The 21,895-nt window shown below is 63.3% G+C and carries 19 protein-coding genes; 5 read left to right on the top strand and 14 right to left on the bottom strand.

Features of this window, described 5'->3' with window-relative positions; genetic code table 11:
• The first annotated feature begins 377 nt into the window (after positions 1-377).
• A complete protein-coding gene (locus AC1D0N_RS30115) occupies positions 378-2,345 on the top strand; it encodes a M23 family metallopeptidase (RefSeq protein WP_477250071.1) in 1,968 nt (655 codons plus the stop codon).
• Between the two features lie 59 nt (positions 2,346-2,404).
• Here the strand turns inward: AC1D0N_RS30115 and AC1D0N_RS30110 are convergent, their stop codons facing one another.
• Entirely contained in the window at positions 2,405-3,964 is a 1,560-nt protein-coding gene (locus AC1D0N_RS30110; protein WP_477250069.1) for an MFS transporter, read from the bottom strand.
• A gap of 170 nt (positions 3,965-4,134) precedes the next feature.
• Between AC1D0N_RS30110 and AC1D0N_RS30105 the strand changes: the two genes are divergently transcribed.
• On the top strand, positions 4,135-4,767 hold the full coding sequence (locus tag AC1D0N_RS30105; RefSeq protein WP_477250067.1) for a TMEM175 family protein: 633 nt from the start codon (positions 4,135-4,137) through the stop codon (positions 4,765-4,767).
• Here the strand turns inward: AC1D0N_RS30105 and AC1D0N_RS30100 are convergent.
• The 8 genes from AC1D0N_RS30100 to AC1D0N_RS30065 all read right to left on the bottom strand — a co-directional run bounded on the left by AC1D0N_RS30100 (position 4,741) and on the right by AC1D0N_RS30065 (position 16,469).
• Entirely contained in the window at positions 4,741-6,231 is a 1,491-nt protein-coding gene (locus tag AC1D0N_RS30100; RefSeq protein WP_477250065.1) for a L,D-transpeptidase, read from the bottom strand. The two genes, AC1D0N_RS30105 and AC1D0N_RS30100, sit on opposite strands and share 27 nt — an antisense overlap.
• A 135-nt stretch (positions 6,232-6,366) precedes the next feature.
• A complete protein-coding gene (locus tag AC1D0N_RS30095) occupies positions 6,367-6,723 on the bottom strand; it encodes an MmcQ/YjbR family DNA-binding protein (RefSeq protein ID WP_477250063.1) in 357 nt (118 codons plus the stop codon).
• Between the two features lie 35 nt (positions 6,724-6,758).
• Entirely contained in the window at positions 6,759-9,365 is a 2,607-nt protein-coding gene (clpB, locus tag AC1D0N_RS30090; protein ID WP_477250061.1) for an ATP-dependent chaperone ClpB, read from the bottom strand.
• A gap of 223 nt (positions 9,366-9,588) precedes the next feature.
• The gene (locus tag AC1D0N_RS30085; RefSeq protein WP_477250059.1) at positions 9,589-10,599 is read right to left on the bottom strand and encodes a DUF4167 domain-containing protein; all 1,011 of its coding nucleotides are present in this window, start codon (positions 10,597-10,599) and stop codon (positions 9,589-9,591) included.
• 313 nt (positions 10,600-10,912) lie between these two features.
• Positions 10,913-11,782, bottom strand: a complete 870-nt coding sequence (gene prmC / locus AC1D0N_RS30080; protein WP_477250058.1) for a peptide chain release factor N(5)-glutamine methyltransferase — start codon at positions 11,780-11,782, stop codon at positions 10,913-10,915.
• Positions 11,775-12,854, bottom strand: coding sequence for a peptide chain release factor 1 (gene prfA / locus AC1D0N_RS30075; protein WP_477250056.1), 1,080 nt, complete (start codon positions 12,852-12,854; stop codon positions 11,775-11,777). The genes prmC and prfA overlap by 8 nt, the downstream gene beginning before the upstream one ends.
• 9 nt (positions 12,855-12,863) lie before the next feature.
• Complete coding sequence (gene ptsP, locus AC1D0N_RS30070; protein WP_477250054.1) at positions 12,864-15,134, bottom strand: phosphoenolpyruvate--protein phosphotransferase; 2,271 nt, start codon at positions 15,132-15,134, stop codon at positions 12,864-12,866.
• Between the two features lie 81 nt (positions 15,135-15,215).
• Positions 15,216-16,469 (bottom strand): aspartate kinase, encoded by a 1,254-nt coding sequence (locus AC1D0N_RS30065; RefSeq protein WP_477250053.1) that lies wholly within the window; start codon positions 16,467-16,469, stop codon positions 15,216-15,218.
• Between the two features lie 361 nt (positions 16,470-16,830).
• Here AC1D0N_RS30065 and ubiG point away from each other — a divergent pair, with 361 nt between their 5' ends.
• On the top strand, positions 16,831-17,580 hold the full coding sequence (gene ubiG, locus AC1D0N_RS30060; RefSeq protein ID WP_477250051.1) for a bifunctional 2-polyprenyl-6-hydroxyphenol methylase/3-demethylubiquinol 3-O-methyltransferase UbiG: 750 nt from the start codon (positions 16,831-16,833) through the stop codon (positions 17,578-17,580).
• Positions 17,581-17,605: 25 nt separating this feature from the next.
• The gene (locus AC1D0N_RS30055) at positions 17,606-17,815 is read left to right on the top strand and encodes an MmcQ/YjbR family DNA-binding protein (protein WP_477250050.1); all 210 of its coding nucleotides are present in this window, start codon (positions 17,606-17,608) and stop codon (positions 17,813-17,815) included.
• 146 nt (positions 17,816-17,961) lie between these two features.
• Here AC1D0N_RS30055 and AC1D0N_RS30050 read toward each other — a convergent pair whose 3' ends face one another.
• Positions 17,962-18,852, bottom strand: a complete 891-nt coding sequence (locus tag AC1D0N_RS30050) for a DMT family transporter (protein ID WP_477250049.1) — start codon at positions 18,850-18,852, stop codon at positions 17,962-17,964.
• Between the two features lie 101 nt (positions 18,853-18,953).
• Here AC1D0N_RS30050 and AC1D0N_RS30045 point away from each other — a divergent pair, with 101 nt between their 5' ends.
• Positions 18,954-19,439: a MarR family winged helix-turn-helix transcriptional regulator gene (locus AC1D0N_RS30045; RefSeq protein ID WP_477250048.1), complete on the top strand. Its 486-nt coding sequence runs from the start codon at positions 18,954-18,956 to the stop codon at positions 19,437-19,439.
• A 4-nt stretch (positions 19,440-19,443) separates the two neighbouring features.
• Here the strand turns inward: AC1D0N_RS30045 and AC1D0N_RS30040 are convergent, their stop codons facing one another.
• Genes AC1D0N_RS30040 through AC1D0N_RS30025 form a run of 4 tightly spaced genes read right to left on the bottom strand, consistent with a single transcriptional unit; the run spans position 19,444 to position 21,833 of the window.
• Positions 19,444-19,869, bottom strand: coding sequence for a DUF1178 family protein (locus AC1D0N_RS30040; protein WP_477250046.1), 426 nt, complete (start codon positions 19,867-19,869; stop codon positions 19,444-19,446).
• Complete coding sequence (locus tag AC1D0N_RS30035) at positions 19,866-20,732, bottom strand: carbon-nitrogen hydrolase family protein (protein WP_477250044.1); 867 nt, start codon at positions 20,730-20,732, stop codon at positions 19,866-19,868. The genes AC1D0N_RS30040 and AC1D0N_RS30035 overlap by 4 nt, the downstream gene beginning before the upstream one ends.
• Before the next feature lie 10 nt (positions 20,733-20,742).
• Positions 20,743-21,012: a glutaredoxin 3 gene (gene grxC / locus AC1D0N_RS30030; protein WP_477250042.1), complete on the bottom strand. Its 270-nt coding sequence runs from the start codon at positions 21,010-21,012 to the stop codon at positions 20,743-20,745.
• A gap of 35 nt (positions 21,013-21,047) precedes the next feature.
• Positions 21,048-21,833, bottom strand: coding sequence for a ComF family protein (locus AC1D0N_RS30025; protein WP_477250040.1), 786 nt, complete (start codon positions 21,831-21,833; stop codon positions 21,048-21,050).
• Positions 21,834-21,895 lie beyond the last annotated feature (62 nt).

Genomic DNA, 21,895 nt, shown 5'->3' with positions numbered 1-21,895 from the left:
ACTGTCAACACCACTCAACCATGTTTTTGAACTTTTTGCGACAGAAGTTTTGGAGCCAGCGGACTGCCCCAGGGGAACATTGGGGTTGCCAAGAAGGAGCCCTATTGCCGCCGCATTGCCGTTCGACACCAAGACCAACAAAGAAGGCGCAGCGCGACCCGCGCGGCGCTTTCTTATAAGACCAAAGCGGGGTCTGCGTACCATCGGTTGGCACCTCTTATAAGAGAGCAAAGACGCCTCTCAATAAGGGGCTGTAGGACAGAGCGTGTGAGTGGGGATTTCGCCGCTTCGTTGACTTCACTCGCCGTGACAGGCAAATGTCATGGCCCAACAAAAGCGACAAGCCGTTCCGCCCGGGGAAGAAGCAGCCTTTCTGGATGCCAGACACGGAAGATGTCATAGCCGTACTCGGCAACGAGCCGCCGCTGATCGCGGACGGTCGCAGCGGCCCGCCCGACCGGCGCGAGGTCTCGGCGCGTTGGCTGTCGGGCACCTTCCTTACCGGCGTCACCTCGAGCGTGCTGATGGGCGTGGCGCTGTTCGCCGCCCTTGACGGCCGCCAGCAACTGGCGACGCCGCCCGAGATCGCCGAACTGATCAGCGTTGCCAATGGCGATGATTCCGGTGAAGTCGCCAAGACCACCAGGCTGGTGCCGCCGCGCCAGATCGCCAAGGCCAAGGACCGTCGGCGTATGGAGGTGTCGATGGTGACCAAGGTCGGCGACCGCGACGTCATCCACACCATGCCCTTCGTGCAGATCAAGATGGCGCTTGCCGCCGGGCATACGACCAATCGCCCCTATCCGCCCTTCGACCCGATGCAGGTGTTTGGCGACGACGGCGACGACAATGCCGGCCAGCCGGCAACCGCCGCGGCTACCGCCGGCCAGATCTATGGCGCCAAGGTCGAAAGCGAGATGAGCCTGAAGACGGTCGACTTCCCGATGGAGACGGCGGCCTTCGACGAAAAGAGCGACCTGTCCGCCGACGAGGTGGAGAAAGTGGTGCGCGAGGCCGGCTCGGACCTAAGCGACGGCGCCGTGCAGGTCGCATCGCTGCATTATGTCGATCCGCAGAGATTCGGCGATGCCTTTGCCGAAAGCATGGCCGGCTCCTACGACGTCAAGATCGTGCCGGAGAACGTCTCGGTGTCGCCCCGCGCCATCGCCGACGACCAGACGCCGGCTTTCGCCGAGGAAATCATTCCCTTCACCAAGGACCGCGACATAACAGAAGCCTTTGCTGATTCGGGCTATACGGGTGATGACGCCATCGGCATGGCCGAGGCGATCGCCAAATTGCTCAACGCACCGGCGCTCAAGGCAGGAACCGTGCTGCGCGTCGGTCTTGAGGTGCATGGCGACGCCGCCAAGGTGGTCCGCACCAGCGTCTACGACAAGACCACGCATATCGTGACCATCGCGCTCGACGATCACGGCCAGTATGTGCCGGCGCAGGAGCCGGAACCCAATCCCGAATTGCTGACGGCGTTCGACGACTCACCGCCGGTGGTGGTGCGCGGCAATCTGCCGAACATCTATGACGGCATCTATCGCGCCGCCTATTCCTACGGCATGTCGAAGAAGATGACCCAGCGGCTGGTCAAACTGCTGGCATCAGGCGTCGACTTCCAGTCGCGGCTCAATCCGGCGGATCGCCTCGAAGTGCTGTTCTCGCAGCCGGACGGCGACGACCAGGCGTCCGACGAGTCTGAACTGCTCTATGTGTCGTCGACCTTCGGCGGCCAGACGCGCAACTTCTACCGCTTCCAACTGCAGGACGGCAGCACCGACTATTTCGACGAGAATGGCTCGAGCGCCGAGCAGTTCCTGCTGCGCAATCCGCTGCCCAACGGCAGATTTACCTCCGGGTTTGGTGCGCGCAAGCACCCGATCCTCGGCTATGTCCGTATGCATACAGGCACCGATTGGGCCGCTCCGATTGGATCGCCGATCATCGCCGCCGGCAACGGCGTCGTCGAGAAGGCCGGCTGGGCTGGCGGCTACGGCAAGCAGATCATCTTGCGCCATGCCAATGGTTACGAGACGTCCTACAATCACCAGAGCGCTTTTGCCAAAGGCATCGAGCCGGGCGTTCATGTCCGCCAGGGCCAGGTCATCGGCTTTCTCGGCCAGACCGGCCTCTCCACCGGTCCACATCTCCATTACGAGTTGATCGTCAACGGCACCAAGGTCGATTCGATGCGAGTCCGCCTGCCGGTCGGCAAGGTGCTGAAGGGCGACGACCTGGTTGCCTTCAAGCGCGAGCGCGAGCGCATCGACGACCTGCTCAAGCAGCAGGACAGCAACTCGCTTAAGGTCGCGAGCGCCAAGATCGAAGGTTAACCCTTCGCGCCCCCGAATCTGTGCCTTCGAATCAGTGCTTTCGAGTCAATACAGACGAATCAGCTCTGCCGTTTTTCTGGGCGGGGCGACCATGGCATCCGCTCGCCGGAAACGGTCGTCCAGGCAATAACTGCCGAAAGCAGGCAAAGCAGTGCGGTGACCCAGGCGATGGCCGAGAAGGCCGCATCGCTGGCGGCGAGCCGCGTTGCATCGAGTTCGGGCGGAATGCCGGCCATTGCCGGTTCACCAAAGCCCGGGATGCCAGGCCTGACGCTAATATCCAGCACCGTCGAATAGACTAAAGCGGCGAGCGACCCCATCGCCGCCACCGCGATCAGGCCGCCAATGCGCGACACCGCATTGTTGATGCCCGAGGCAGCACCGGTATCCTTGTCCTCGACCGCTGTCATGATCGCGGTCGACAGCGGCGACACGACCAGCGCCATGCCAAGCCCCATCACCGCCATCAGCGGAAAAACCCCGGTCCAGAAACTGTGGATGCCGGCATGGCTGAGCCAGGCAAGCCCGGCAAAGGCGCAGGCAACGACCAGACTGCCTGTGGCGATCGGAAAGCGCGGCCCGATGCGATCGGACCATTGTCCGACCGGACCCGACAACAGCGCGATCGACGCCGACAGCGGCAGGAAGATGAAGCCGACCTCGGCCGTGCTGAGCCCCCATCCGGCGATCAATAGCATCGGCAGGTAGAACAGATTGGCCGACAGCGCGAAATAGAGGAAGAAGGTTGCCACATTGGCGCCGGCGAAAGCGCGTATGCGAAACAGCGACAGGTCGATCATCGGCTCACGCTGCCGGCGCTCGAAGACAATGAAGAGGACGAGCAGCACCGCGCCGGCGGCGATGCTCGGGCCCGACATAAGTCCCTCGCCCTTGCCGCTCATCGAGGTCAGGCCGTAGGCCAGCGCCCCGAACGCCAGTGTGGCCAGTGCCGCACCGCCGAGATCGAGGCTGCGCTTTTCCGTTGGCGCATCGGCCGGGATCTTGGCCAGCAGCAGATAGATCGAGAGCAGGCCGAGCGGCAGGTTGACGGCGAAAATCGCCCGCCAGATGCCATCGCCGAAAGCCGACAGGACGAGGCCACCCAGCACCGGGCCAAGTGCGGTGGTCAGCGCCGAGGCCGCCGCCCAGATGCCGATCGCCCTGCCGCGCTCCTTCTTCGGATAGGCCTTGGCGATGATGGCGAGGCTGCCCGGCACCATGATGGCGGCGCCGATGCCCTGTACCGCGCGAAAAGCAATAAGCACACCCGCGTTCGGCGCCACCGCGCAGGCCAGCGAAGACACGATGAACAGCGCAATGCCGGCGACGAAGGCACGCCGCAGGCCGAATCGGTCCCCGGCCGCACCTCCGGCGAGGATGAGGGCCGACAGCGTCAGTGCGTAGGCGTTGGAAATCCACTGCGCTTCGGCGAGGCTGGCGCCGAGATTGACGCGGATCGCCGGCATGGCGATGGCCAGGATCGAACCGTCGATGAAGCCGAGCGCCGAGGCCAGGATCGCCGCGATCAGCACAAAACGGCGCTGCGCTTGCGGACAAAACGAATCGCTTGGAAGGGAACCGGTCAGGGGGATGGCGGCAGCTTCGCTTGGAGATTTCATGGAAGCCTGCTTAGACCTGCAATGCGCCGGCAACAACCGGCCAGCGAGCGACCCACATTGAAACCAGATTCGGCAACGGCCTGACCGCGTGGGCAGGATGTCGCCGATCCCGGTGCAAACCGCGAATCTCATGCTAAGTTTTTCGGAGCAACCCAAAGAGGGAAAAACACATGAAGCGACCGCTCGAACCGTCTGCGGAGGCGCGCGGGCGCGTCGTCGGCATCACCGATGGCGTCTTCGCCATCGCGCTCACCTTGATCGTTCTCGAAATCAGGGTGCCGGCGCACGAAATGGTCCACTCGGAAGGCGAATTGCTTTCGGCGATCGCAGCCCTGGCGCCGCGCTTTCTGACCTATGCGCTCAGCTTCCTGACGCTGACCATCTTCTGGTTCGGCCAGCAGGCGCAGCATGGGTTGATCGCTAGGTCAGACCGGCGCCTTGCGACGCTGAACCTGTGTTTTCTCGCCTTCATCGCCTTGCTACCATTTTCGACCGACCTTCTGGCCGATTTCCTCGAATTCAGGACAGCGGTGCTGGTCTACTGGCTCAATCTGCTGATGCTGGGCGTAACGCTGTTCGCCAGCTGGTGGTATGCGGAGAAAAACGGCTTTGTCGCCGAGGACGTCGACACGGAAACCAGGCGCACCGTCTATATGCGCATCGTCAAGGCGCAGATCCTGTGGGCGGTCGGCGCGGCGCTCTCTCTCATCAGCCCCTTGCTCAGCGTCGGCTTCATCCTGGTGGTGCAGTTGATCTATGCCGCCGCGCTGCGTGGCTCATTGCTGCGCAAGGTCATCGGCTGACGATCCGCCGATGAACTCGACCGTGACGCCCGGCGAGACGATCTTGGCCAGTTCGCGCGCGTCCCAGTTGGTCAGGCGCACGCAGCCATGGCTTTCGGTCTTGCCGATCTTGGAGGGTTCCGGCGTGCCGTGAATGCCATAGGTCGGCTTGTCCAGCGCGATCCACACCGAGCCGACCGGGCCGTTCGGGCCGGGCGGAATGGTCAGCACCTTGTCGTTTTCGCCTTGCTTGAAATTGATGTTGGGGTTGTAGGTGTAGTTCGGATCGAGCGCGATCCGCGACACCGCATGGATGCCGGTGGGTGACGGCGTGTCCGCAGAGCCGATGGTTGCAGGGTAGGCTGCGATCAGCTTGTCCGCTGCGTCATAGGCGAAGACTTCCTTCTTGCCCTTGTCGGCGACGATGCGGGCAACCGGCGTCGCTACCAGCTTGCCGAAATTGGCAACCTTGATGATCGTTCCTGGGCGGTTGAAAGCGGCCTCCGGATTGAGCGACTTCAGATAGGCCTCATCCATATGGAAGCGCTCGGCCAGCGCTTCGGTGACGGAGGTGTAGCCCATGCGATCGAGTTGGGCCTTCTTGCTGTAGTCTTCCGGTATCGAGGCGACATAGGGGCCGGCCGCGTCTTCAGGCGTGATCGTATAGGAAGCGAACGCATCACCGCCGGATTGCGCAAGGGCTGCCTGGATGCCGACCGCATCGGTCGACTTGAGATTGCTGCCGGTGATCTCGTTGTAGGCGGCGAGCGCTTTGTCGACATTGGAGCCGAAGCGTGCGTCGATGACACCGGGCGAGGCGCCGGCTCGGTCGAGCAGCACCTGCAGGTTCGCCACGTCCTGGCGTGCGCCGAGCGAAAGTGACGGATCGACCGATGCCTTGCCGTCCGTCTTTGGCGGCAGTGCACCTTGCTCGGTCGGCTCGACGGGGTCTATCGAAGCCTCGTCCAGCGGCTGGCGCTTGACAGTGCCCGGCTCCTCGGGCTGCGAAATCTCCGGATTGATACCACCACCCTGCGGCGGATCAGGAAAGGCTTGCTCCGAATTGTCGCCATAAGGACCGGATTCTTCGACCTGCGGCTCGATGATGATGTTGCCATCCTCGTCCAGCCGCTTGCGGCGGTAGCGCGCCATGTCCTCGGGATTTTCGAGATAGTAGCGGTCGTCATCTTCGACGGGTGCACGTCCGAGTTCGCGTGCCCGCAGTTGGCGGCGCAACGCACGGCGGTCGAGCCTGGTCTGCGGCGGCTGGATGGCGATGACCTTGCCGGACTCCGCATCGACGATGACGCGGTTTCCTCTGGCATCGTAGTAGACATCGAAATCGCCGTTCTGGGCGACAAGCACGCCACCGGCGTCGTCAGAGCGAACAGCCCGCGGCGCGGTGTCCTGCGTCGGCGCGGCGAGCGCGCCGGAAGATACGAGCCCAACGGCGAACACCGAAAGGGTGAAGATCGTGCGGAACATCGTTGCCAAACTCTCCGGTCCGTAATTGCCGCCGCCCGGCAGTGTCCTGCAAGGCGAACCCTTCGCCAGCAAACCAGTTACCCCACCATAAGGTTCCAACATGAACCGGGCATGAAGATGGCGGATTTCCGGCGGCTACAGGCCTAATTCCACGCGCGTCTGCTTCGTCAACTTCAACACGACAAGGCGATGGCTTTCGCGCAGATAGTCTTTCAGCGCATCATCATCCATGCTCTGGCTTGTCTGACGCTGGATCCATTTCATGCCGCGCGAGGCGAGATAGGGTGCCGGCCGCAGGCCCGGCTGCTCCTTCAGTATGTCATAGGCAATCTCGGAACATTTGAAGGTGACGAAGGGTTCTCTCCCCTCGTCCCAGCCGCCGATGGCAAAAACCTTGGCTCCGACCTTCCATACATGGGCGCCGCCCCACTGCACGACATGGTGTGTCGAAGGCAGCGAGGCGCAGAAGCCGTTGTAGTCGTCCAGCGTCATCCGCGCCCCGCCATTTTATGAAAGGCAGCCTGGGTTCAGGCTGCCGCCTCGGTCGCCACCACCGTTGGCTTCGACCGAAAATTCAGCCGATCGGAGCCGGCGGTGACCTTGACGGTCGAACCGTCGAGGATCTCGCCGAGGAGGATCTTCTCCGCCAGCGGGTCCTGCAGTTCCTTCTGCATCACCCGCTTCAGCGGCCGCGCGCCATAGGCCGGGTCGTAGCCCTTGGCCGCCAGCCAGTCGATCGCCTCCTGATCGAGCGACAGCGTAATCTTGCGCTCTACGAGCAGGCTTTCCAGCCGCTTGAGCTGGATCTCGACGATGCGGCCCATATCCTGCCGGCGCAGTCGGTGGAACAGGATCACCTCGTCGACGCGGTTGAGGAACTCCGGCCTGAACGACGCCTTGACGACATTCATCACCTCGTCGCGCACGACGTCGACATCCTGGTCTTCATTCAGATTGACCAGGTATTCGGCACCGAGATTCGACGTCATGATGATCAGCACGTTGCGGAAGTCGACGGTGCGGCCCTGTCCGTCGGTCAGGCGGCCGTCATCGAGCACCTGCAGCAGCACGTTGAACACATCCGGATGCGCCTTCTCGATCTCGTCGAACAGCACGACCTGATAGGGCCGGCGCCGCACCGCTTCGGTCAGCGCGCCGCCTTCCTCATAGCCGACATAGCCGGGAGGAGCGCCGATCAGCCGGGACACCGAGTGCTTTTCCATGAACTCCGACATGTCGATGCGCACCATGGCGCCCTCGTCGTCGAACAGGAAATTGGCCAGTGCCTTGGTCAGTTCGGTCTTGCCGACGCCAGTCGGCCCGAGGAACATGAACGAGCCGATCGGCCGGTTCGGATCCTGCAGGCCCGCACGCGCACGCCGCACCGCCTTCGACACCGCCTGCACCGCTTCGCCCTGGCCAATGACGCGCTTGCCGATCTCGTCTTCCATGCGCAACAGCTTGTCGCGCTCGCCTTGCAGCATCTTGTCGACCGGAATGCCGGTCCAGCGCGACACGATATGGGCGACGTGGTCGGGCGTGACCACTTCCTCGACCATGCCGACCTTGCCGTCCTGGGCTTCGGCCTGCTTCAGCTGCTTTTCCAGTTCCGGAATGCGGCCGTAGGCAAGCTCGCCGGCGCGCTGGAATTCACCCTTGCGCTGGGCAATGGCAAGCTCGTTGCGGGCCTCGTCGAGCTCCTTCTTGAGATCGGCGGCAAGCCCGAGCTTCTGCTTTTCGGCCTGCCACTTGGTGGTGATCTCGGTCGATTCTTCCTCGAGGCCGGAGAGTTCCTTTTCGAGGCGGGCGAGCCGGTCCTTCGACGCGTCGTCCTTCTCGACCTTCAGCGCCTCACGCTCGATCTTGAGCTGCATGATGCGGCGATCGATCTCGTCCAGCGCCTCGGGCTTCGAATCGACTTGCATCCGCAGCCGCGACGCGGCTTCGTCGACAAGGTCGATCGCCTTGTCCGGCAGGAAACGGTCGGCGATGTAGCGGTTGGACAGTGTTGCCGCCGCAACCAGTGCCGAATCCGAGATGCGCACCTTGTGGTGCTGCTCGTACTTTTCCTTCAGGCCACGCAGGATCGACACCGTGTCTTCCACCGTCGGTTCGTCTACGAACACCGGCTGGAAGCGGCGAGCAAGCGCTGCGTCCTTCTCGACATGCTTCCTGTATTCGTCGAGCGTGGTCGCACCGACGCAATGCAGTTCGCCGCGCGCCAACGCCGGCTTCAAAAGGTTCGACGCGTCCATGGCGCCATCCGCCTTGCCGGCACCGACCAGCGTATGCATCTCATCGATGAACAGAATGATGTTGCCGTTGGCGGAGGTGACTTCGGACAGCACAGCCTTAAGCCGCTCTTCGAACTCGCCGCGATATTTGGCGCCGGCGATCAGCGCGCCAAGATCAAGCGACATCAACTGCTTGTCCTTGAGCGATTCCGGCACGTCGCCATTGACGATGCGCAGCGCCAGCCCTTCGGCAATCGCCGTCTTGCCGACGCCGGGTTCGCCGATCAGCACCGGATTGTTCTTGGTGCGGCGCGACAGCACCTGGATGGTGCGGCGGATCTCGTCGTCACGGCCGATGACCGGGTCGAGCTTGCCAGCGCGGGCATCCGCGGTGAGGTCGCGCGCATACTTCTTCAGCGCGTCATAGCCCTGCTCGGCGCTCGCCGAATCGGCGGTGCGGCCCTTGCGGACATCGTTGATCACCTGGTTGAGCGTCTGCGCGGTGACGCCGGCCTTGGAGAGGATATCGGCGGTCTTGGCCGACTTCTCCATGGCAAGCGCCTGCAACAGCCGCTCCACGGTGACAAAGCTGTCGCCAGCCTTCTTGGCCAGTTCCTCGGCGGTCGAAAACACTTTGGCCAGCGGCTGCGCCAGATAGAGCTGGCCATTGCCGCCTTCCACCTTGGGCATCGCCTCGAGCGCCGTCTCGACGCCGAGTTTGACGTCGCGGACGTTGCCGCCGGCGCGCTCGATGAGCGACGCCGCCAACCCCTCATCGTCGTCGACGAGGACTTTGAGCATATGTTCGGGGGTGAACTGCTGGTGATTGCGCGAGAGCGCCATGGTCTGCGCGGACTGGATAAAACCGCGCACGCGCTCGGAGTATTTTTCAAGGTTCATATCTGTCTCCTTCCATCACCGGCCCGCTTTGCGGCACCGGATCAGATTGCGGTGACGGGCCCGCTCGTTCGAGCCGGGTCCTGTTCACGCGAGATATGGTGCATAGGCTACGGTCTCTCAAGACGCCTTGATATCGGTCAACGCATAATATTCCACGCGCGCCTAAAACAAAAACGGCGGAGATTTCTCCCCGCCGTCTAACCTATCCGAAAGCCTTGATCGATTAGTTGTCGATGACGACAGCGGCCGGTTCGCCACCATTGTCTTCAGCCGGCGCCGCATTCGCGTCTGCGGCTGCGGCGTCATTGCCGCCATCCACCTGGTCGGCGTTCAGGCGCGGACGGCGCGGACGCTTCGGCCGCCGTGCGGCGCCGTTTTCAGCGGCTGCTTCGTTGAGTTCGGCCTGAGCGGCAAGAGCCGCCGGCGAAAAACTGTCAAACATTGGCGCAGGATCGGCCACGAAAACAGGTTCTGCCTGGGACACGAAACTCGTTTCGGTCCGAGGCACGAAGCCGGTGTCGGCCTGAGGCACGAAGCCGGTGTCGGCCTGCGAAACGGTTTCTACCTGCACAGGCGTTTCATTGGGTCGGCTCTGGTCGAAGCGTTGACCGCCCTGCTCATTGCGCGGATTGTCGCCACGTTGGCCGTTCTGGCCATAGCCACCACCGGGACGGCGGTCGCGATGGCGCCCGCCATTGTTGTCTCGGCCACTATTGTCGCGGCCATTGTTGTCGCGATTGTTGCGATTGTCGCGGCTGTTTTCCTGGTTGAACGCCAGCTCGGCCGGCGGGCCCTCGATGACCGGCTGCGGACCGGCACCGTGATTGACCACCGGAGCCTGTGTCTCATTGCCGTTGTTGTTGCCGGAATTGTCGAAATCGTCGCGATCGTCGTCGCCGTCATCGTCGAAATCGTCGCGGTTCTGCTGCGCGTTCTGGATCGGCAACTGCGCCTGTGCGGCGGCGATGATGCGGTTGTAGTGCTCGGCATGCTGGAGATAGTTTTCCGCCATGACCCGATCGCCGGAGCTCTGCGCGTCACGGGCAAGGGTGGCGTATTTTTCGGCGATCTGCTGAGCCGATCCACGGATCTTCACGTCCGGGCCGTTGCTCTCGTAGTTGCGCGTCAGGGGATTTGGCCCCTTGCGGTTGTTGTTGTTGTTATTGTTGTTGCCACCGCCGCCGCCATTGTTGTTGCGACCGCGCATGCGCCTGTTCTGCTGTTGTGGCCTCATTCGACTCTCTTCATTTTGAAATTTTCGAAAAACTCTTCACGAACGGAGGCGCTCATGCAGCCAGCCGTTTCGTTTCTTCACCGGCGTTCGCCCGCATCAATTGCGTTGGCGCCACGTGTCATCCTGTTCCGGTTACATCACTTGCCGGACGATTCCCGCACGAAGCTTGGGCGTCGTTTGCGCAAGAAGGCAGCTATTTCCAAGGAAAACCGAATCGCTAAGAGCACTGCCTGCTTCGTCTCATCCGGTTATGGCGACCCTAGCCGCATTCCCCGGCATTGCCAAGCGCTTTTTTCGCACTGCATCAAGGCATTCACAGTTCAAAGATCAAAACCCTGTCGTTACCACCAAGATCGCGGAACGCCCCGGCCAGCACATAGCCGGCCGATGCGAATATATCTGCAACGTCTTGGCGCTGCGTATGGCCGATCTCGACAGCTATCCTGCCTTCAGCTTCCAGAAACCTTGCCGCCTCGGCGGCGATGATCCTGTAGGGGCCAAGACCGTCCGCGCCGCCATCAAGGGCCTTGTGCGGGTCGAAATCGCGGACTTCATCCTGCAGATTTCCAATGTCTTGAGACCGTATATAGGGAGGGTTTGCGGCAATTACATGGTATCGGCCGCAAACTTTTTCGAACCAGTTGGAGTGGAGCGCCTCGAACCGGCCGGCAAGACCCAGATTCCACGCATTGCGCATGGCGGTTTCCAGCGCGCCCTCTGAAACATCGACGCCGGTGGCGATGGCGGCCGGTACGGCGCTGAGCAGTGCCAGAGCAATGGCGCCGGTGCCGGTGCCAAGATCGAGGATGCGGCATCCGCCTTGCTGCTCCGCTGTCGTCTTGACCAAGGGCAGGATCGCCTCGACCAGCGTTTCGGTATCCGGCCGCGGCTCCAGCGTGTCCGGCGACAGTGACAGCCGCAAGCCGTAGAACTCGCGAAACCCGAGGATGCGGTGCACCGGCTCGCCCAGGATACGCCGGCGCAAGGCGGCATCAATCGCGGCGACCATGCCGGCATCGACCGCCTGCTCCGGATTTGCGATAGCCTGCGTACGGCTCGTGCCGGAAAAATGCTCGACGATCAGCCTGGCATCGAGCGCCGGATCGGCGACACCGGCCAGCGCAAGTCGTTCCCGCGCCGCCTTGAGCAGCAGCCCGAGCTTGCCGGGCAAGATATCAGCCATCGACGCCCATATCGGCAAGCAGCTTCGACTGATGATCGGCAAGCAGCGCGTCGATGATCTCGTCGAGTTCGCCCATCATCACCCGCTCCAGCTTGTAGAGCGTCAGATTGATGCGATGGTCGGTGACGCGGCCTTGCGGGAAATTGTAGGTGCGGATGCGCTCCGAGCGGTCGCCCGAACCGACCTGCGACTTGCGCGATTCCGAGCGCTCCTCATCGGCCTTGCCGCGTTCGAGGTCATAGAGCCGCGCACGCAGGATCTGCATGGCTTTCGCCCGGTTCTGGTGCTGCGACTTTTCCGCCTGCACCACCATGATGCCGGTTGGCAGATGGGTGATGCGCACCGCCGAATCGGTGGTGTTGACGTGCTGGCCGCCGGAGCCCGAAGCGCGCATCGTATCGATTCGGATGTCTTCGGCCTTGATGTCAATGTCGACCTCTTCAGCCTCGGGTAGCACCGCGACCGTCGCCGCCGAAGTGTGGATGCGCCCGCTGGCCTCGGTCGCCGGCACGCGCTGCACGCGGTGCACGCCGGATTCGAACTTCAGATGGGCAAAGACGCCCTTGCCCGACACAGTGGCGATGATTTCCTTGAAGCCGCCGGCATCGCCGTCGCTGGCCGATGCCGCCTCGAAACGCCAGCCGCGTGCCGCCGCGTAGCGCTCATACATGCGAAACAGGTCGCCGGCGAACAGTGCCGCCTCGTCGCCGCCGGTACCGGCGCGGATTTCCAAAATGGCGTTCTTGTCGTCGGCGGCATCCCTGGGCAGAAGCAGGATCTGGATGTCCTGCTGCAGCGCCTCGATGCGCTCCTTGACCGCTGGCAGATCGGCCTCGGCCAGTGCTCGCATCTCGGCGTCGGTGCCCTTGTCGGCGAGCATCGCCTCCAGATCGGCCTGCTCATGCTCGGCCGAGCGCAGCGACCGGACCTTGGCCACCATGTCCTGGATCTCTGCGTATTCCGACGCCATTTTCACATAGGCGTCGGCAGCCGGCCCGGCCGACATCTGCGCTTCGAGCATCTCGAAACGCTTGACGACTTGATCCATACGGTCGCGGGGCAGGTTGATCATGGCGAGATGCTATAGCGGAATCGAGCGGTCGTCGGCAAAGGCCTGCAGCAGCGCCCGCATCGGCAATCCTTGCGGCGGGGCCATCAGATTGTCGTCGAAGAAGGCTTGCAATTCGTCCAGCGGCAGTTCAGTCAGCATCGCCTTGACCGGACCGATCGAGGCCGGCGACATCGAAATCGAGCGATAGCCGAGGCCGATCAGCGCCATAGCGGATATGGGTTTTCCGGCGAGCTCGCCGCACAAGGTCACCGGCGTGTTGTTGCGAACCCCGGCATCGGCGATCTGCTTCAAAACCCGCAGAAACGGCGTCGACAGCGTATCGAAGCGGTCGGAGAGCTGCGTGTTGCCGCGATCGACCGCCATGACAAACTGGAACAGATCGTTCGAGCCGACCGAGACGAAATCGACCGCCTTCATCAATTCGTCGAGCTGGAACAGCAGCGACGGCACTTCCAGCATGGCGCCCAGTTTCAGGCTGGTCGGCAGATGGTGGGCAAAGCGGGAGAGATGCCGCACCTCGCGGTCGATGATCTCGCGCGCCTGCGCGATCTCGCCAAGTTCGGTCACCATCGGCAGCATTAGCTTCAGTTCGCGGCCGCCGCACGCTTTCAGCAAAGCGCGGATCTGGGTTCTGAGCAGGCCCGGCCGGTCGAGCGTCAGCCTGATGGCGCGCCAGCCAAGCGCCGGGTTTTCTTCCTGGATCGCGCCCTTGAAGTAAGGCAGCACCTTGTCGCCGCCGATATCGATGGTGCGAAAGGTAACCGGCTTGCCGCGCGCCGCTTCGAGCACATCGCGGTAGAGTCGCTCCTGGGCTTCGGCGCGCGGAAAGGTCGAGGCGACCATGAATTGCAGTTCGGTGCGGAACAGGCCGATGCCGGCGGCACCTGCCTCGGCCAGTTGCGGCAGGTCGACGGCCAGCCCTGCATTCATCAACAGGTCGACCTGCACGCCGTCCTTGGTCACCGACGGCTTCTTGCGCAGTTCGCGGTAGACTTCCTGCCGCCGCGCCCGGAAGCGGACCTTTTCGGCATAAGCGGCTTCGAGGTCGGGCTGCGGGCGCAGATGGATGGTGCCTTCCTCGCCGTCGACGATGATGGCATCGCCATTTTCCGCCATGGAAACGGCGCCCTTCATCTGGCCGGCGACCGGAATGCCCATGGCGCGCGCCACGATGACGACGTGGCTGGTCGCAGCACCATCCTCGAGCACCACGCCGCGCAGCTTGTCGCGGGGATAGTCGAGCAGTTCGGCAGCACCCATCGAGCGGGCGACGATGATGGCGTCCTTCGGCAGCGAGGCCGCGACATCGTCCGGCCCGCGGCCCATCAACTGGCGCAGCAGCCGGTTGGCGAGATCGTCGAAATCGCTCATGCGCTCGCGCAGATACGGATCGGTCATGTGCAGCATGCGGGCGCGCATGTCGCTTTGCACTTTTTCGACGGCTGCTTCCGCCGTCAGGCCGTTGCGGATCGCCTCTTCCAGCCGGCGCACCCAGCCACGGTCGTTGGCGAACATGCGATAGGCTTCGAGTACCTCGCGATGCTCGCCCTCGAAGGCGACGTCACGGCGCTCCAGCATGTCGTCGATGGAAAGCCTGAGCGAACCAAGCGACGTCTCGAGCCGGCGGACCTCTTCCTCACTGTCCTCGTTGAACAGATTGGTAACGACGATGCGCGGCTCGTGCAGCACGACATGGCCAAGGCCGACGCCGTCATTGAACGACAGGCCGGTGAAACTCACCGGACGGCGCAAATCGAGTTCCAGTCCAGGCCGGGTCAGCCGGGCGAGATCGCCGGTGGCGATCATCTCGGCGATCACCATCGCCGTCGTTTCCAGCGCCTCGACCTCGTCGTCGCGGTAGTGGCGCATGGTCTTGTTCTGCACCACCAGCACGCCGAGAGTGCGCCCTGCCCTCAGCACCGGCACGCCGAGGAAGGAATTGTAGATCTCTTCCCCGGTCTCCGGCAGGTAGGCGAAGGCCGGATGTTCCTGCGCGTTGGAAAGGTTGAGCGGCCGCGCGCTGGCCGCGATCGTGCCGACCAGGCCTTGTCCGAGCCGCAGCTGCGCCAAATGGACGGCGTTCGGGTTCAGACCTTCGGTGGCATAGAGTTCCAGCACCGAATCGGAACGCAGGACATAGAGCGAGCAGACTTCGGCGACCATGTTGGAGGCGATGTCGCGCACGATCCGGTCAAGCCGCTCCTGCGGCTCCAGCGGCTCTTGCATGAGCTCGCGGAGCCGTTTCAGCAAAACGCGCGGGCCACTGGCCGTATCACGCATCGCGGCTTGTTCTCCAATGGCTTCTCGGCCAGCGCAGCTTCCTCGCGCACCGGCACAAACGCAACAACCGACTCTGTCTCGTTACTGCTTATCCAGACCGTAGACGGAATGCAAAGTGCGAACCGCAAGTTCGGTATAGGGACCGTCAATAAGGATCGAAATCTTGATCTCGGAGGTGGTGATGGCTCGGATGTTGATCGACTTGTCGGCCAGCGCCTTGAAGGCGGTGGCGGCGACGCCGGCATGGCTGCGCATGCCGATGCCGATGACCGAGACCTTCGACATGCCGGCTTCCGACTGCACCACATCGTAGCCGATCGTGGCCTTGAGACGCTCGAGCACGGCAAGCGCCTTGTCGACATCGCCCGACGGCACGGTGAAGGTCATGTCGGTGAACTTGCCGTCCTCGGAGATGTTCTGGACGATCATGTCGACATTGATGTTGGCCTCGGCCAGCGGTCCGAAGATGCCGGCGGCAACGCCCGGGCGGTCGCCGACACGGCGCAGTGAGATCTGCGCCTCGTCCTTGGCGTAGGCAATTCCGGTGACGACCTGCTGTTCCACGATCTCTTCCTCGTCGCAAATGAGCGTTCCCGGCGGATTGAGCAAATCCCCCATTCCGGGCGCATCGGGATCGTCGAAGGACGACCGCACGAAAGTACGCACCCTGTGCACCATGGCAAGCTCGACCGAGCGCACCTGCAGCACCTTGGCGCCCAGCGAGGCCATTTCGAGCATTTCCTCGAACGAAATCTTGGCCAGCCGCCGGGCCTTCGGCTCGATGCGCGGATCGGTCGTATAGACCCCGTCGACATCGGTGTAGATGTCGCAGCGGTCGGCCTTGACCGCCGCCGCGATCGCCACCGCACTGGTATCCGAGCCGCCGCGGCCGAGCGTGGCGATGCGGTTGTCTGGACCAATGCCCTGGAAACCGGCGACGACCGCCACCTGGCCCTCGCCGAAGCGCTTGATCAAAAACGCGCCATCAATGTCGAGAATGCGCGCCGCGCCATGCGCATTGTCGGTCTTGATCGGGATTTGCCAGCCCTGCCAGGAACGGGCGTGGACGCCCATATTCTGCAAGGTAATCGCCAGCAGACCGGCGGTCACCTGCTCGCCGGAGGCGACGACGGCGTCATATTCGCGCGCATCGTGCATCGGCGAGGCTTCACGCGTCCAGCCGACCAGCTCGTTGGTCTTGCCGGCCATCGCCGAAACCACCACCGCCACCTCATGCCCGGCATCGACCTCGCGTTTGACATGGCGCGCCACATTGCGGATGCGGGCGATGTCGGCGACGGAGGTTCCGCCGAATTTCATCACGATGCGCGCCATGGAAGCGAAATGCCTTTGACTGAATGCCGGACCGAGGGCCGAAAGCGGAAAGAACGCGCCCAGCCAAGCCGAGCCGCTGGATGCGCGGCCTCCTTAGCCAAAACAGGGGCCATCCGCAAGGACCGTAGGAAACCCGGGAGAATCGCCCGTCCCTGGAGATGGGTTCACCCTGCTTCACGATCGGCCATGATAACGACATTTTGATCCATCGCGGCAATGACACCTTCCGTCAGCGGTGGCTGGCGGCGAAAAAATTGTTGCCTTGACTTTCCCTCCCCTACGCCCGACTTCCTAGCGACCAGAGCGCGAGCCGGTTTGCGTCCGATCGCGCCTTATTTGTGAGTCCGCGGGAGACCAAGCGATGCCAGAGCCCCGACGATCGACGATCGATGCCGGAGAAGTGGAACGCTTCTCCGCTTTAGCCGCCGAATGGTGGAACCCGAACGGCAAGTTCCGCCCGCTGCACAAGTTCAATCCGGTCCGGCTATCCTATATCCGCGACCAGGTGGCGGCACGCTTCGGCCGCGACCCGCGCGCGGCGCGACCGTTCGAGGGCCTGCGCTTCCTCGATATCGGCTGTGGCGGCGGGCTTTTGTGCGAGCCGATGGCGCGGCTTGGCGCCGAAGTGGTCGGCGCCGATGCCTCGGTCACCAACATCGAAGTGGCCAAACTGCATGCGGCAGAGGCCGGCGTCAGCGTCGATTATCGCGCCACCACCGCTGAGGATCTGGCCGACGCCGGGGAAAAATTTGACGTCATCCTCAACATGGAAGTGGTCGAGCACGTCGCCGACATCGACCTGTTCGTCGGCAAGTGCGGCGAGATGGTCAGACCCGGCGGCATCATGTTCGTGGCCACCATCAACCGCACGCTGAAGGCGCTGGGCCTGGCCATCATCGGCGCCGAATATGTGCTGCGCTGGCTGCCGCGCGGCACCCACCAGTTCGGCAAGCTGGTGCGCCCGGAAGAGCTCGAAAAGGCGCTTGGCGGCGCCGGCCTCACCATCATCGACCGCACCGGCGTCGTCTACCATCCGCTCGCCGATCGCTGGCAGCGTTCGAAGGACATGGACGTCAACTACATGGTGCTGGCCGAAAAAGGCTCGGTCTGAGGGTTGATCTGGAGATTGTCAGGCCGTGGACACTGGCAGAGCCCGACAGCTGACGCTTGAACTTCCCGAAGCCGCCGAGAAATCGCATTTCGGCAAGGCCGACTTCCGGGTGCGCAATCGCATCTTCGTGTCGCTGCCCGAAAACGACCGCGCCGTGATCAAGCTCGATCGCGACCAGCAAGACATGATGACTGCAGCCGAACCGCTGATTTTCAAGCCTGTGCCGGGCGGCTAGGGACAAAAAGGCTGGACGTCGGTCATGCTCGATGCCTGCGACGAGCTGACGTTCCGCGGCGCAGTGCGTATGTCCTGGCGAAATGTTGCGCCGCCGGCTCTCCGGAAAATCTTCGACGCAAGCCTGCTTTGATAGCACCCCTGACGCTAGCCCTTCTGGCTCTGCGCTTTGGTAGTGATAAACACGCCGGCGGTGATGATGACGGCACCTGCCCAAGTGAGCAGCTGATAGTGCTCGCCGAGAAAGATCGTCCCGGCAAACAGCCCGACCGCCGCCGCCACATAGCCGATCTGGCTGAGATAGACCGGACCGCCGACCGCCTGCAGCCGGAAGAAGAAGACGAACATCGCCGAGGCCGACGCGACCTGGGCTGCGACCACCAGCGGCACGCCACCGAGCGGGCCGAACGCACTGCCACCCAGCAAAACCAGAATCCCGGTGAGCAGAATCGCGGCCGACGCCAAATGGCTGCCGACGGCAAGCTCGATCGGCCCGGTCCCCTCGGGCCAGTCGACGGTGCGGTAGATGTTGCCGGCGGCCAGGCTGACCGGGATCAGCAGCCCCATCGCCACCCAGAAAAATTCGGCCGGCTGGCCGGCTTCGCCGCGCGTCACCGCCACCATGACGGCGCCGACGAAGCCGACGGCAATGCCGACAATACCCAGCATGTTGGGACGCCGGACACGCAGCAGGATCGAGAACACCAGCGTAATCACCGGCGACAGCGTGAACATGATGCCGGTGTAGCCGGCGCCAAGATGTGGGATGGCCGAAAACATCAACAGATTGGGGAAGGCGTAGGACACCGCCGCCGTGATGAAGAAATAGCGCAATTTATGTGGGGTCAGCCGGATGCGCTGACCGCGCAACAGCAATGAGCACAACAGAACGCCGCCGGCGCCAAGCGAAATGACGAAGGCCCAGACCATGGCGGGAACGCCGGCCACTGTGGCCAGCTTGCCGAATGGCAATGTCAGGCCGAGCAGCCCGCCGGTGACGACCAGCAGGCCGAGCGCCGAATCCCAGAGAAATTTCATCGGGTGGTCCCGCTACTCACTTGCGGCACTTGGCCGGTGTTGTATCTTGAGATAAGATAACGCAGAGATTCTTAACGTCAAGATATTTAACGGTGAGACAGATGGATCGCGCGGCAAAGGCGATCGAGCAGTGGAAACGGGAGCGGCCGGATCTGGACGTCTCGCCGATGGCGGTGCTTGGCCGATTGAACGAGGCGTCTTCACGGATCGCGCGCGAGCGCCTCGCCCCGCTGTTTGCCCGCTTCGGGCTGCAAGCCGGCGAATTCGACGTGCTGGCGACGCTGCGCCGGTCCGGCCAGCCTTACGCGCTGACGCCGACTGCTCTTTACGAGGCGACGATGGTGACCTCGGGCGCCATGACCAACCGGCTCGACCGGCTGGAAAAGGTCGGGTTGACCTTGCGAGGCCCGCATCCCAGCGACCGGCGCGGCATTGTCGTGCGGCTGACCGAAAAGGGTCTTGCCTTGATCAATGAGGCCATCGCCGCCCACGTCGCCAACGAGCACGAAATCCTCGCCGGCCTGACGCAAACCGAGCGGGAGACGCTGGCTCAGCTGCTTGAGAAATTGATAGGCAGCGTGAGCTGACCGATCAGTTCCGGTCGTCGGGAAAACTCGGGATCGGCATGAATTCGACGCCGTCCTCGGCCAGGCTCTTGGCTTCATCCAGTGTCGCCTCGCCATAGATGCCGCGCGCATCGCTTTCGCCGAAATGGATCTTGCGCGCTTCCTCGGCAAACTTGTCACCGACATAGTCAGCGTTCTCGCGCACCTTCTCGGCCATCGCCTTCAATTGCGCCAATGCCTGCTTCTGCGCCTCGCCCATGGCCAGAGCGATCTTTTCCTGCTTGCGCCCGGTGGAAACGGCCGGCGCCATCAGTGCCTTGTCGACCTTGTGCGAACCGCAGGCCGGGCAATCGACGAAACCGCGCTTCTTTTGGCGGTCGAAATCGTCATTGCTGCGAAACCAGCCTTCGAATTCGTGCTCGTGCTCGCAGATCAGGGAAAAGCGGATCACGAGGCCGCCCCTCTCAGGCGCGGCGCTTCCACCGAGCCGGCATTGACGGCAAAGTCGCGGGCGTTCTTGAGATTGGGGATCTTCTTGCGCGCGGCCAGCGACTGCGCCGGATCGATCTCGGCGACGATCACCACCGGCTCATCATGCGCGGCCTCGGCGATGATGCGGCCCCACGGGTCGACGATCAGCGAATGGCCGTAGGTCTCGCGACCGTCTTCATGCACGCCACCTTGCGCGGCAGCGACGACATAGGCGCCGTTCTCGATGGCCCGTGCCCGCAGAAGGACATGCCAGTGCGCTTCGCCGGTCTGGCGGGTGAAGGCGGCGGGCACCGAAAGCACATCGGCGCCGGCAAGCGCCTCGGCGCGGAACAATTGCGGAAAGCGCAGATCGTAGCAGACGGCAAAGCCGAGCCTGGCGCCGTCGATCTCGGTGACGACGGCCTCGGTGCCCGGCTCATAGGCGGCGGACTCGCGCCAGCTCTCGCCATTGTCGAGATCGACGTCGAACATGTGGATCTTGTCGTAGACCGCAAGCGTCGCGCCGTCCGGCCCGAACAAAAGCGCGCGGTTTGCCAGCTTACCGTCGGCACGCAGGATGGCGGTCGAGCCGATATGCAGGAAGATGCCGAGCTCCTTGGCCAGCTTCCGCGACGTCGAGACGATGATGTCCTTGTCCTCGGAGGTGAAGGAAGCGGCACGCGCCTCCTTGTCGCGGATCAGCGCACCGGTCATTTCCGGTGTCTGGATGTAGGTCGCGCCCTGGCCTGCCGCGTCGCGCACCATTCGCTCCAGATCGACCGCGTTGCGCTCCGGGTTCTCGCCCGAACGCATCTGGATCGCCGCCGCCTTGAAAACACCCATCGTCATGTCCCTACCTGGTCGAACCGTTGGCGAGCAACTTGTCCAGCCGCCCCTGTGCCTCCAGTGCGTGGAGATCGTCGGAGCCGCCGACATGCGTATCGCCGATGAAAATCTGCGGGAAGGTCGAGCGGCCATGCGCGCGGGAAATCATTTCCTGGCGCAGTTCCGGCGAGAAGGAAGCGTCGTGCTCGGTGTAAGCGACGCCCTTGCGCTCAAGCAGCCGCTTGGCCGCTACGCAATAGCCGCACATCATCCGCGTGTAGATCGTCACATCGATCATCGGTCAGCAGTCCTGCCTTGTCTTGGCACTATCCACTATATAGTCGCGGACTCGTCGGCCCGAAAGTCCCCCGGCAGCACACGCGCAAAGGTCAGCACGTCGACCGCGCCGGCGCCGCCCTTCTTCAGCGCCTTGGCGACGGCACGCACGGTGGCGCCGGTGGTGTAGACATCGTCGATCAATAGCACCCGGCGGCCGGCGATCTGGATTTCCGCCTCGCCGGGCACACGGAAGGCGGCGCGAACATTCTCCTCGCGCTCGTGCCGCTCCAGCCCTACCTGCTGGCGGGTGAGTTTGACGCGGCGGATTGCCGAGGGTGAAAACGGCAATCCGCTGAGCTGCGATACCGCCCTGGCCAGTTCCGCCGACTGGTTGAACTGGCGCCTGAAAAAGCGCCGCCAGTGCAGCGGCACCGGCACGACCACATCGGCGTCCGCGATCAGTTCGGAACCGGCGCGCAGCATCCAGCGCGCCATCCACGGCGCCAGATCGGTGCGATCCTGGTACTTCAGCCCTTGCACCATCTGGCGGGCGACACCTGAATAGGCGACGGCGGCCCGCGCCCGGTCGAAGGGCGGCGGATCGGCGATCGCTTCGGCCGACAGAAACCCTTCGCCCATGTCGTGGGTGAAGGGCGTGCCCATCACCGCGCACCATGGCCGCTCCAGCAGCCTGAGCTTCGGCCAGCAGGCGCCGCACAGCACACCGGGTTGCGAGACATGACGGCGGCACCCGGCACAGACCGGCGGAAACAGGATACGCGCCGGCCAGTCCAATGCCTTTCGAGCAATACTCTTGATCTCTGGCATGGGATCGGCCACGTGGTTGGTCTCCGCACCACTATAGCACCACATGATCGGTGCGGAAAAACAGGAACCATCCG

This window comes from Mesorhizobium sp. P2_E10 (assembly GCF_056404235.1).
Note: the sequence above shows the minus strand (reverse complement) of the source record. Positions and strands in the feature narration are given on the sequence as shown.